At 70.8% G+C, this 11,996-nt stretch carries 10 protein-coding genes; 5 read left to right on the forward strand and 5 right to left on the reverse strand.

Translation table 11 applies throughout. The annotated features are described in order from the left end of the window. Positions 1 to 4: 4 nt before the first annotated feature. Complete coding sequence (locus tag AB0399_RS07030) at positions 5 to 1,192, reverse strand: multicopper oxidase domain-containing protein (protein WP_366410506.1); 1,188 nt, start codon at positions 1,190 to 1,192, stop codon at positions 5 to 7. Between the two features lie 330 nt (positions 1,193 to 1,522). Between AB0399_RS07030 and AB0399_RS07035 the strand changes: the two genes are divergently transcribed. The 3 genes from AB0399_RS07035 to AB0399_RS07045 all read left to right on the forward strand — a co-directional run bounded on the left by AB0399_RS07035 (position 1,523) and on the right by AB0399_RS07045 (position 4,472). After that, the gene (locus tag AB0399_RS07035; RefSeq protein ID WP_329369211.1) at positions 1,523 to 1,921 is read left to right on the forward strand and encodes a hypothetical protein; all 399 of its coding nucleotides are present in this window, start codon (positions 1,523 to 1,525) and stop codon (positions 1,919 to 1,921) included. 227 nt (positions 1,922 to 2,148) lie between these two features. After that, a complete protein-coding gene (locus AB0399_RS07040; RefSeq protein WP_329369212.1) occupies positions 2,149 to 2,865 on the forward strand; it encodes a class F sortase in 717 nt (238 codons plus the stop codon). Between the two features lie 158 nt (positions 2,866 to 3,023). Then, positions 3,024 to 4,472 carry a cellulose binding domain-containing protein gene (locus AB0399_RS07045; RefSeq protein WP_366410507.1) on the forward strand — a complete coding sequence of 483 codons (1,449 nt, stop codon included), beginning with the start codon at positions 3,024 to 3,026 and terminating at the stop codon, positions 4,470 to 4,472. 117 nt (positions 4,473 to 4,589) lie between these two features. Here AB0399_RS07045 and AB0399_RS07050 read toward each other — a convergent pair whose 3' ends face one another. The 4 genes from AB0399_RS07050 to AB0399_RS07065 form a co-directional block, all read right to left on the reverse strand. Next, positions 4,590 to 6,062 (reverse strand): GH1 family beta-glucosidase, encoded by a 1,473-nt coding sequence (locus AB0399_RS07050; protein ID WP_366410508.1) that lies wholly within the window; start codon positions 6,060 to 6,062, stop codon positions 4,590 to 4,592. Positions 6,063 to 6,168: 106 nt separating this feature from the next. Continuing rightward, positions 6,169 to 7,089, reverse strand: a complete 921-nt coding sequence (locus AB0399_RS07055) for a carbohydrate ABC transporter permease (protein WP_329369217.1) — start codon at positions 7,087 to 7,089, stop codon at positions 6,169 to 6,171. Positions 7,090 to 7,091: 2 nt separating this feature from the next. Next, the gene (locus tag AB0399_RS07060; RefSeq protein WP_329369219.1) at positions 7,092 to 8,099 is read right to left on the reverse strand and encodes a sugar ABC transporter permease; all 1,008 of its coding nucleotides are present in this window, start codon (positions 8,097 to 8,099) and stop codon (positions 7,092 to 7,094) included. A gap of 149 nt (positions 8,100 to 8,248) precedes the next feature. Next, complete coding sequence (locus AB0399_RS07065; RefSeq protein ID WP_329369221.1) at positions 8,249 to 9,583, reverse strand: extracellular solute-binding protein; 1,335 nt, start codon at positions 9,581 to 9,583, stop codon at positions 8,249 to 8,251. 364 nt (positions 9,584 to 9,947) lie between these two features. Here AB0399_RS07065 and AB0399_RS07070 point away from each other — a divergent pair, with 364 nt between their 5' ends. Continuing rightward, positions 9,948 to 11,063: a LacI family DNA-binding transcriptional regulator gene (locus AB0399_RS07070; protein ID WP_366410509.1), complete on the forward strand. Its 1,116-nt coding sequence runs from the start codon at positions 9,948 to 9,950 to the stop codon at positions 11,061 to 11,063. A gap of 361 nt (positions 11,064 to 11,424) precedes the next feature. Further along, positions 11,425 to 11,961 carry an alpha/beta hydrolase gene (locus AB0399_RS07075; protein ID WP_329369223.1) on the forward strand — a complete coding sequence of 179 codons (537 nt, stop codon included), beginning with the start codon at positions 11,425 to 11,427 and terminating at the stop codon, positions 11,959 to 11,961. Positions 11,962 to 11,996 lie beyond the last annotated feature (35 nt).

Here is an 11,996-nt window from a genome sequence, read left to right on the forward strand (position 1 = left end):
CCCGTCACCGCGTGACGCGGTACCTCCCGGCCATCCCGTGCATCATGTGGGCGGCCACATGGCAGTGGTAGAGCCAGTCACCCGGGTTGTCCTCGCGGTACTCGACGGTGAGGGTCGTGGCCGGCCCGAGCACCTGCGCGTCGGTCCAGCCGGACGGGCCGGGCCAGCGGTGGCCGTGAATGTGGAAGACGTGGAAGGAGTTGCCGAGCGTGGCGACCCGCCACCGCACCCGGTCGCCGCTGCGCGCGCTGAACGTGGGGGCGTTGTCGACGAACGCCCCTCCGTTGCAGAGCGAGAGGTCCTGCTTGAGCGGGGACGCGTCGGGCGCGGCGAGGTCGTGGAAGAAGAGCACGAACTCCCGGTCCACCTCGGGGGTCCGGGCGTCGGTGACCGCGATCATCCCGAAGAGCCCCAGCTCCGCGCCGATCTCCATGACCGGTCCGCCGCCGACGAGCGCGCGCGAGTCCATCGAGCCGGGCGCGGGCGACGGGGATTGATCGGCGGTGCCGCCCGACCCGGTGGCGGGGCGCGGCGGGATCTGCGGCGCCGCGTGGTCGTGGTACGGCCAACTCCCCACGGAGCTGGGCACGCAGGTCCACGTGTAGGTGTAAGTGCCCTGGTAGGGAACGGCGGTTCCCTCCGCGTCGGGCGTATCCGCCATCCAGGCACCGTCACTTGACGGGCTGTACCGCACGCCGTGCGGGTGCATGGTGTGCGGCCACTTGTAGTGCGCGTCGTTGTTGCGGAAGTGCACCTTGATGACGTCGCCGACCTCGGCGCGCAGCACGGGACCGGGGATGCCGCTGTTCGCGCCGATGCCGTGCGGGCCGAATTCGGCGGGCAGCGGCTGCTCCCAGTTCGGGGTGTAGGCGCGGTAGCCGATCGCCTGATACGTCGTCTGGTCGGCGGTGAAGGTCATGCCGGTCATGCCGTCGCGCCCGTTCGGCACGGCGTTGTGCGCGAAGGAGTCGGCCTGGACCCAGTACTCGCGGACGCGCCCGCCGGCGGTGGCCCGGAAGGCTTCCGCGGCGAAGGGGTCGGCGCCGGTCCCGCTTCCGGTGGCGGCCTCGGCGGGTGTGGCGGGCGCGGCGGCCATCGCCAGCGCGGCGGCCGCACCGCCGCCGGTCAGCGCACGCAGCAGGTTGCGGCGGCCGCCGTCTCGGCGCGGTTCACGTACCGGCTCCGGTGACATGGACGTCCTCTCACTCGGGGGTGGTGGTCGGGTGTCCGGCGTTCCTGAAGGGCACTCAGGAAAGCCGCCGGGCGCGGCCTGCGGGCTCGCCGCCGCGTTCCCACTGTGCGGGGTGCCGGTGGCGGCGCCTGTGCGCCCCGCCCCGGGAGGGTGACCGAAACAGGCAGGTGGCGGTGCCGGCCACCCGAAAAGCGGACGCGTTCACCCTCGTGCGGCTCTCTCCGGTGGCGGTCCCGCCAGGGCTGGCTGACGGTGAGCTTGCCGTCACTGCGCTTGTCGGGCTGACACGTTGTCAGCCGGCGCACGTCGTCGGCGGAAGGAATCGTCCCCATGCGTACTGCCCGCACCCTCGTGGCCGGAGCCGCACTCACCGCCTGCCTCGCCCTCGCCGCTCCGGCCGCTCACGCCGCGGGTGCCGTCAACATCTACGACCCGAGCGGTCAGGGCTCGTCGTCGTCCTCTTCCTCCTCTTCCTCCTCCGCGTCGGATTCCGGTAAGTACTCGCACTCGTCCGACAGCGACGGTTCGCAGGACTGGACCGGCCAGGGCTCGGACGGCGGCCAGTGGCACAAGCCGCACGGCGGCATGCACACCGGTGGTGGCGGCATGTCGCTGGCCGGCGGCAGCAGCCTGGCGGCCGGTTCGGTGCTGCTGCTCGGCGGCCTGGGCGCCGGCGCGTACGTCCTGCGCCGTCGTCGCGGTACGGCCGGGGCCGGCGCCCTCGCCTGACCCGTCCCACCGTCCGGCCCTCGCCGGCCGGACCGCAGTGGCCACCGCCGCGGTACGGCGGTGGCCACTGCCCGGAACCTCGTCCCGGGAGGCCCCTTCTCCGGCGGCCGGGTGCGTGCCGTCCCGCAACGCGCCCGGCCGCCCGCCCGTTGCCGTTCGCCCGGTTGGCGGTCAGTGGCCGGCCTCGGCCCCTCGTATCTCGCAGGTCGTCAGAAAGGCAGCACCGTATGAGCACGCAGCCGCCGCAGCGCGACCCCAGGACGGCGGACGCGCCGCCGCCGGCGCGGGACAGCGGCACCCGGGTCCTGCGCTGGGCCGTCGCCGCGACCCTGGTCGGCGCGTTCCTGGTCTTCCGCTCCTTCGACTCCTCCGGCGCGGACACCGCCGTCGGGGCGCCGACGCCGCCCGCGGCCAGTGCCGCCTCGGCGCCGTCGGCCGATCCGGTGGTGACGATGGAGCCGACCGCCGCACCGTCGCTGCCGCGCGCCACGCCGACGAAGATCTCCATCCCGAGCATCGGGGTGAACGCGCCCTTCACCATGCTGTCGATGGACGCCACCGGAGTGCTCCAGCCGCCGCCCGACACCGACCGCAACCTCGCCGGCTGGTACCAGGGCGGCGCCAGCCCCGGTGAACGCGGCAACGCGATCGTGGCCGGCCATGTGGACACCACGAGCGGCCCGGCGGTCTTCTACCTGCTCTCCTACCTCAAGAAGGGCGACCCGATCGACATCACCCGCGCCGACGGCACCGTCGCCACCTTCACCGTCGACGAGGTCGACACCTTCGCCAAGGGGGACTTCCCCGACCAGCGGGTCTACGGCGACACCCCCGACGCGCAACTGCGGATCATCACCTGCGGCGGCGTGTTCGATCACAAGAAGCGCGACTACGAGTCGAACGTGGTCGTCTTCGCGCACCTGACCTCGTCGGGGAACGCGTGATCGCGCAGGGCCCCGGCGCCGATCGTTAAGCCGCCCCTTCCGCTTCCTTAAGCCCGTCCTAAGAACCCGATCAACCGCCCTGAACTGGGCTTTTGTCCGATCCGTGCCCGCTAGCGTGCTGCCCGCCCCCACCTCCGAGTACAACAAGGCAGGCAGCCATGGCAGCCACCACCCACCGCCGGCGTCCCGGCCGCAGGACGCAGGTGCTCTGCGGGATCACCGCGGCGGCGGCCGCCGCCGGCGGCGCGTTCGCCTTCGCCGGCTCCGCGAGCGCCGCCACGGTCGCGGCGGCGTACCGCACGACCAGCGACTGGACCACCGGCTACACCGGGCAGTACGAGATCAGCAACGCGAGCGACAGCCCGCTGGACGGCTGGACGCTCTCCTTCCGCCTGCCGGCCGGCAGCACCATCGGCTCGCTGTGGAACGGCGCGTACACCGTGTCCGGGCAGACGGTGACGGTCACCCCGGACAGCTGGAACCGCACGCTCGCCCCCGGCGCGACGGCGGACATCGGCTTCACCGCGAACGTGCCCGGCGGCACCGGGCCCGCCGCCGCGCCGGCCGGCTGCACGATCAACGGCGCGAAGTGCTCGGTCGACGACGACCCGACCACCGCGCCGACCGGCCGCCCCACCGAGACCGCCACGCCCACCGCGGCCCCGACCGCGACCGCGAGCCCGACCGCGGGCACCGGTGCCGGCTCGGCGGCCTCCGGCGGGTTCGCCCCCTACGTCGACACCTCGCTCTATCCCGCGTACGACCTGACGGGGGCGATGAAGGCCGACGGGGTGAAGCAGTTCAACCTCGCCTTCGTCGTCTCCGGCGGCGGCTGCACCCCGAAGTGGGGTGGCGTCACCGACCTCGACAGCGACGCGGTGGCCGCCCAGATCGGCGCCGTGCGCGCGGCGGGCGGCGACGTACGCGTCTCCTTCGGCGGCGCCAACGGCACCGAACTGGCCTCCGCGTGCTCCTCGGTGAGCGACCTCGCGGCCGCGTACGGCAAGGTCGTCGACGCGTACCGGCTCACCAAGGTCGACTTCGACGTGGAGGGCGGCGCGCTGGCCGACACCGCGGCCGACACCCGCAGGGCGCAGGCGATCGCGCAGCTCCAGGCGAGCCACAGCGGCCTGGAGGTGTCCTACACGCTGCCCGCGATGCCGAGCGGGCTCACCCAGGACGGCATCGACCTGCTGGCGAACGCCAAGAGCAACGGCGTCGCGGTGCACGCGGTCAACATCATGGCGATGGACTACGGCGCCTCCTACAGCGGCGACATGGGGCAGTACGCCGTCGATGCCGCCACCGCCACGCAGGCCCAGGTCAAGAGCGTGCTCGGGCTCTCCGACACCGCCGCCTGGCACGCCGTCGCCGTCACGCCGATGATCGGCGTCAACGACGTGAGCAGCGAGACCTTCACCCTCGCGGACGCGAGCACGCTCGCCGACTTCGCCACGTCCAAGGGCCTGGCCTGGCTGTCGATGTGGTCCGCGACGCGCGACAAGCAGTGCCCCGGCGGCGCCCAGAGCTACGCCGACGCCACCTGCAGCTCCGTCACCCAGTCCGACGGCGCGTTCGCGCGGGCCCTGGGCGGCGCCACCGGCTGACCCCCCGGACATCCCGCTCCGGCCGCTCTCCTGTCCCACCCCCACGGGGCAGGACGGCGGCGGGCTCCGGTCGTCGCGCACCCTCGTTCGCGGCGACCGGAGCCCTTCTTCGTCCCCTCAGGACCTCCCGGCCTCCTCCGGGGAGTCCGGAAGGACGTTGGCGCGCGCCACCTCGGCGTACCAGTGGGCGCTCTGCTTGGGGATTCGGCGCTGGGTGCCGAAGTCGACGTACACCGCGCCGAAGCGCTTGCTGTAGCCGTAGGACCACTCGAAGTTGTCCAGCAGCGACCACAGGAAGTAGCCCCGGACGTCGGCGCCGTCGGTCAGCGCGCGGTGCACCGCGGAGAGGTGGCCGCGCAGGTACGCGATCCGCTGCGGGTCGTTGATGGCGCCCTCGGGCGAGATGTAGTCGTCGAAGGCGGCACCGTTCTCGGTGACCATCATCGGCAGGTCGGAGTGCTCGTGGTGGACGCGCATCAGCAGGTCGTACAGGCCGCTCGCGTCGACCGCCCACCGCATCGCGGTGGTCTCGCCGGGCGGCTGGTGGAAGGCGACGTGCTCGGAGCCGGGCCAGGGCGAGTAGTCGCTCGCGCCGTGGCCGTCGTTGCGCGGCAGGTCGGGGTTCTCCCGGCCGTCGGAGACCAGCGTCGGCGTGTAGTAGTTGATGCCGAGCAGGTCGATCGGGCGGGAGATCTCCGCCAGGTCGCCCGGCTTGACCAGCGTGTCCCAGTCGACCAGATGGCCGGTGTCGGTGAGCAGGTCCTCCGGGTAGCCGTCGCCGAGGATCGGGCCGAGGAAGACCCGGTTGCCGACCGCGTCGATCCGGCGGGCGGCGTCCAGGTCGGCGGCCGACTGGCTGTACGCGCGCACCTGGTGCAGGTTGAGGGTGATCGAGGTCTGCGCGGTAGCGGGGAGAACGGAACGCAGAACCCCGATCGCCCGGCCATGGGCGAGGTTGAGGTGGTGCACGGCCTTCAGCGCCGACTCCGGCTCGGTGCGGCCGGGAGCGTGCACCCCCGAGCCGTAGCCGAGATACGCCGAGCACCACGGCTCGTTGAGCGTGGTCCAGTACGGCACCCGGTCGCCGAGCGCCTGCGCCATGATCGCCGCGTACTCCGCGAACCGCTCGGGCGTCTCCCGCGCCGTCCAGCCGCCGATGTCCTCCAACTCCTGCGGCAGGTCCCAGTGGTAGAGCGTGGCGACCGGGGTGATGCCCTTGTCGAGCAGCTCGTCGACCAGCCGGCGGTAGAAGTCCAGGCCGCGCTGGACCGCGGGGCCGCGGCCGGTGGGCTGTACCCGCGACCAGGAGATCGAGAAGCGGTAGGCGCCGAGGTTGAGGTCCCGCATCAGCGCGACGTCGTCACGGAACCGGTGGTAGTGGTCGGCCGCGATGTCCCCCGTGTCCCCGTTGAGGACCCGGCCGGGGGTGTGGCTGAAGGTGTCCCAGATCGACGGGGTACGGCCGTCCTCGGCCGCGGCGCCCTCGATCTGGTAGGCGGCGGTGGCCGCCCCCCAGACGAAACCGGGGGGGAACCGGAGCGAGGCCGGGTTCGCCGAGAGTTCGGGACTCTCTGAACGGACAGCAGTCATAACGGGGGACTCCAGGGGAATCAGGGGTCGTCGGGGGAGGGTGGGGGGTGCCGAGGGCGGGCCGCGGAGGTGAGGGTGCGGGCAGGGAAGGGGGAGCGGGGCGGCGTCAGTTCTTGACCGCGCCGGCGGTGATCCCGCCGACGATCTGCCGGCCGAGGACCGCGAAGACCAGCAGCAGCGGCAGCGTCGCGACCAGCGCCCCGCACACCACCACGGCCTGGTTGATCGTGTGGTCGCCGGAACCGAGCCCCTGCAGGGCGACCTGCACGGTCGGGTTCTGCTGGTTCAGCGCGATGAACGGCCAGAAGAAGTCGTTCCAGGACTGGACGAAGACGAGCATCCCGAGCACGGCCATCCCCGGCCGGGCGATCGGGAACACCACGTGCCAGATGATCCGCAGGCTGTGCGCCCCGTCCACCCGCGCCGCCTCGACCAGTTCGACCGGCAGCGCCTCGGAGAGGAACTGCCGCATGAAGAACACGCCGAACGCGGCCACCAGCGACGGCAGGATCACCGACTGGATGTGCCCGACCCAACCCACCTTCGTGATGATCTGGTAGAGCGGGATCACGGTGAGCTGCGGCGGGATGGTCATCGTCGCCACCACCAGGGTCAGCAGCGCGTTGCGGCCGCGGAACTCCAGCTTGGCGAAGGCGAATCCGGCCAGGGTCGCGAACAGCACGGTGCTCACGGCCACGCAACCCGCCACGATGGTGGAGTTGATCAGGGCCTTGGTCATGTCGACCTGGTTCCACACGATCTTCAGGTTGTCGACGAGATGGCTGCCGGGCAGCAACGGCGTCGGCGGGGTGATCACTTCGGTGCCGGTGCGCGAGGCCGCCACCACCGTCCAGTACAGCGGGAACAGCGAGACCAACGTGGCCAGGATCAGCAGGACATACGCGATCGGGCCGGCCTTCTGCTGCCCGCCGGCGCTTCCCGAACGCCGCCAGCGGCGGGCGGTTCGCGGGCTGGTGGTGGAGTGCCGGGGCCCGGCTGACGGGATCGGCTGGGTGAGTTGTGCCATCGTCAGCTCCCAAGCTTCCGGCGGTTGCTGCGTATGACGAGGAGCTGGAACGCGCCGATGAGCAGCAGGATCAGCAGCATCACCCAGGCCACGGCGGACGCCTGACCCAGCTCGCCGACCTGCCAGCCCTTGTCGTACATGTACAGGCTGAGGGTCTGGTACTGGTGGTCGGAGCCGCCGGAGACGCCCACGTTGCCGCCGAACATCAGCGGCTCACCGAAGAGCTGGGTGGCGCCGATGGTGGAGACGATGATCGTGAAGAAGATCGTCGGCCGGATCGACGGGATGGTCACGCTGATGAACTGCCGCCAGCGCGAGGCACCGTCGAGTGCGGCCGCCTCGTACAGGTCGGCGGGCACGGCCTGCATCGCGGCCAGGTAGATCAGCGCGTTGTACCCGGTCCAGCGCCACGTCACGATCGAGGAGATCGCGATCTGCGCGGGCCACTTGGACGACGCCCACTGCACGTCCCCGATCCCGACGTGGTCGAGGACCTGGTTGATCATCCCGTAGTCGGGGTTGAAGAGCTGGATGAAGACCAGGGTGGCGGCCGCGATCGAGGTCGCGTACGGCGCCAGGATCGCGACCCGGAAGAACCCGCGCGCCCGCATCTGGTAGTTGAGCAGGTGGGCCAGACCGAGCGCCATCATCAGCTGCGGCACTGTGGAGATCACCCCGAGGGTGAAGGTGTTGCGCAGCGCGGTCCAGAAGAAGCTGTTGTCCCACAGCGCGGTGTAGTTGCGCAGGCCCACCCAGTTGGCGTGCGTGCCGAGTTCCACCTGGTGGAAGGAGAGCCAGCCGGTGTAGATCAGCGGGAAGAGGCCGAACGCGGCGAAGCAGAGGAAGAAGGGGGCGATGTACGCGTACGGCGACGCCTTGGTGTCCAGCCGGTACGCCTTGGCGCGCCAGCCGCCGGGCGGGCCGTTGTCACCGCTCTTGCGGTTCGTGCTGGGGTCGGTCCGGGACGACCGGGGGCTGCCGTCGGACGTCGCCCTGACGGAGGTGGCCACGAGTGGCGTCCTTCCGGTAGGGGATCAGCGGGTGTCGACGGATGTCGACGGGGGAGCGGGCGGAGCGGGAGCGGGAAGAAGGGGGAGCGGGGGCCGGACGCGGGCCGCCCGGCAGGTGGGAGTCACTGCCGGGCGGCCCCGAACTCCGGTCAGCTCGTGGTGACCTGGTCCTTCACCGTGGCCTGGACCTTCTTCCAGGCCGCGTCCTTGGACGTGTGGCGCTGCTCCATGTCGAGCAGGCCGTTCTTCGTGATGATGTCCTTCACGGTGCCGTCGTTCGGACCGATCGGGGCCGGCTGGATGTTGTGCGCGGTGTCCGAGAAGATCTTGCCGACCGGGGTGCCCGGGAAGTACGGGTTGGTGGTGTTCGCCACCGCCGGGTCGTCAAGACCGGCCTTCGTCGACGGGATGTTGCCGAACTTCTGGAAGACCTTGACCTGCTGCGCCGGGGCGGTCAGCCACTGGGCCAGCGCCTCGGCCTCGGCCAGGTGCTTGCCCGACTTCGGGACGCCGAGGAACGAACCGCCCCAGTTGCCGGCCTGCGGCGGCTGGGCGATGTCCCAGTTGCCCTTGTTGGCGGGACCGGAGTTCGAGGCGACCTGGCCGATCATCCAGCTCGGGCAGGCCACGGTGGCGAACTTGTTGGTCTTGAACGCGGAGGTCCAGGTGGTGTCGAACTGCTGGAGCTTGGCGGTCAGCCCGTCCTGCACCGCTTCGGCGGACAGGTTCCAGGCGGTCTGCACACCGGGGCTGGAGGCGTAGACCAGCTTGCCGCTCTGGTCGGAGTACTGCGTGGTCTGGCTGGACAGCACCGCGTTGAACAGGCCACCGGCGGAGTCGGTGAAGGCCACGCCCTTGGGGGCCTTCGCCTGGAACTTCTTGCCGGCGTCCACGAACTTCTGCCAGTCGCCCGCCCACAGCGCGGCGACCTCGTTCCGGTCGGTCGGCAGCCCGGCCGCCTTGAACATGTCCTTGCGGTAGCAGATCGCGGTCGGGCCGACGTCGGTGCCGACACCGATGATCTTGCCGTCGGAGGTGGTGGCCTCCTTCTCCTTGTAGTCCAGCCAGTCACCGGCGTTGAAGCCCTTGACCGACTTGAAGTCCACGAACTTGTTCGCGTACTGCGGCTGCGTCGCGTTCGCCACGAAGCCGATCTCGATCGCCTGGATGTCGTCGAGGCCGCTGGTCTGGTTGAGGTGCAGCTTCAGGGAGTTCCAGTACACGCCGCTGTCGGAGACGTTGTCTTCCTTGACGGTGATGTTCGGGTGCAGCTTGTGGTACTCGGCGAAGAGCTTCGCGCCCGTCTTGTCGTCGTAGCCGAACGCGCCGTAGTCACCGATGCGCAGGGTGATCTTCTCGTTGGACGAGCTCCCCTTGCTGTCGTCCTTGCTGTTGCTGCTGCAGCCGGTGATCAGGGTCGCGCAGGCTGCGAGACCCGCGACCGCGATGACGGCGGCCTTGCGGGTTCTGCCGGAAGTGCGCATTCCACTCTCCTTGTCAGGGTGGGTCGTGCGGTGCGGTGGTGCGGGTGATGCGGTGGAGCTTGTCCCCGGGTGATCTTCGATCGTCGAGCGCAATGTGTGGGAGCGCTGTGTGGGAGCGCTCCCACTAGGCTTGCCGGAACACTCACGCCTGGGAGGGGTCAGTGTCAAGATGTGAAGTCGATTTCGTTGCCGGAACGTGTCCGGGGCGGACGGATGGTCACTTCTTGAACGGATGGCCTCGCGCGGGCATCGCCGGAGGCCGGCGTGGGTGCTTGTAACGTGGGAGCGCTCTCACGAGCTGCGCCTCAGCGGATGGACCTCGCGCTAAGGTGGCGCGCAATGAGTACAGGAGGCTCCAGTGGCCATGAACGGGCGGCACAGCGGACGGCCCACCCTTGAGGAGGTCGCCGTGCGCGCGGGGGTGGGGCGCGGCACGGTCTCCCGGGTGATCAACGGGTCACCGCGGGTCAGTGAGCGGGCGAAGGCGGCGGTGGAGGCGGCGATCGCCGAGCTCGGTTACGTGCCGAACCGGGCGGCCCGGGCGCTGGCCGGAAACCGTACGGACGCGATCGCGCTGGTCATTCCCGAGCCGGAGACGCGGTTGTTCGCGGAGCCGTACTTCTCGGACATCATCCGGGGGATCGGGGCGGAACTGGCCGACACGGACATGCAGTTGCTGCTGACGTTGATTCGGACGCCGAAGGAGCGGGCGCGCTTCGCGCAGTATCTGGCGGCGCATCGGGTGGACGGGGTGCTGCTGGTGTCCGTGCACGAGGATGATCCGCTGCCGGATCTGCTGGAACAGCTCGACATGCCGGCGGTGCTCAACGGGCGGCGGTCGGATCTGGAGTCGGTGTCGTATGTGGACGCCGACAATGTGGGTGGGGCGCGGGCGGCTGTCGCGCATCTCATCGAGCGGGGGCGGCGGCGGGTCGCGACGATCACCGGGCCGCTGGACATGTATGTGGCGCGGTCGCGGTTGGACGGGTATCGGCAGGCGGTGGCCGAGGCGGGGTTGGGGGGCGGGGGCGGGGCTTCTTCGCCTGGGTTTTCCGGGCCGTTCGGGTCGTCCGGGTCTTCCGGGCCGTTCGGGTCGTCCGGGTCTTCCGGGGGCTCCTCCGAGGAACTCATCGCCGCCGGGGACTTCACCGAGGAGGGTGGGCGGCGGGCCATGCGGGAGTTGCTGGCGCGGCGGCCTGATGTGGACGGGGTGTTCGCGGCGTCGGATGTGATGGCGGCCGGGGCGCGGGCGGTGCTGCGGGAGGAGGGGCGGAGGGTGCCGGATGATGTGGCGCTGGTGGGGTTCGAGGATTCGGCTATCGCGCGGCATATGGACCCGGCGTTGACGTCGGTGCGGCAGCCGACGGAGGAGATGGGGCGGACGATGGCGCGGGTGCTGCTGGAGGAGATCGCGGAGCGGGAGTCGGTGCGGCGGCATGTGGTGCTCGCGACGGAATTGGTGCGGCGCGAGTCCGTGTGAGGGGTGGGGGCGGGCGCGGGTGCCGGTGCGGGTAGCGGCGCCCGCTGCGGGGGCGCCGTTGTCCTTAACGGGGGTGCTGCGGTGGGTGGTTGCGGTCGCGGGGGCGCCGGCGGCGGGGTTCGAGACTGCATATTTACGGCGCCTGCGGGTCATTTCGTAGCGGTGCCCTCTTCCGCGCGCCACAAATATACGAACGTCTCGAACCCCACCACCTTCGCCCCCGCTCCGGTCCGGGTGTGCGGGGCGCCGGGGTTGGTGCGCGCTCGGCTTGAGGGCGCGCCGGATTGGGGGATGAGGGCGCCGTTCTGGTCGTGGGCGCCGGTACGGTGGGCTGACGTGTGAGGCGAGGAGGGAGCGGGGCATGGCGCGGAATGCGGTGGTGTTTCACGGGACCGGGGCGAACCCGGGGGTGGCCTGGTATCCGTGGCTGGGGCGGAGGTTGGCGGAGCGGGGGTACTCCGTGGAGGTTCCGCACTATCCGGAGCTGAATGTGGAGCCGATCGGGACGTTTCTGCCGAAGGTGCTGGCCGAGCAGCGGTTCGACGAGGAGACGGTGCTGGTGGGGCACTCCGGGGGCGCCGCGCTGCTGCTGGCGGTGCTGGAGCACATCGAGGTGGAGGTGGCGCAGGCGGTGCTCGTGGCGGGGTACGCCACGCGGCCGAACGAGTCGGAGGAGCCGGTGCTCCAGGACGCGTACGACTGGGCGGCGATCAGGTCGCATGTTCGGGACTTGTACTTCATCAACTCCCGCGTGGACCCGTACGGTTGCGACGACCGTCAGGGCCGCGCGATGTTCGAGCGGCTGGGCGGCACCCAGATCGTGCGCGACGACGGGCACTTCGGGGACTACGACCAGCCTTACGAGACCTTCGAGTTGCTGGATCGGTTGATTGGGTGAGGGGTGTCGGCTTCTCCCCGGTGGGGGGCGTTTGT

Source organism: Streptomyces sp. NPDC088194, from assembly GCF_040702025.1.
Classification (GTDB): domain Bacteria; phylum Actinomycetota; class Actinomycetes; order Streptomycetales; family Streptomycetaceae; genus Actinacidiphila.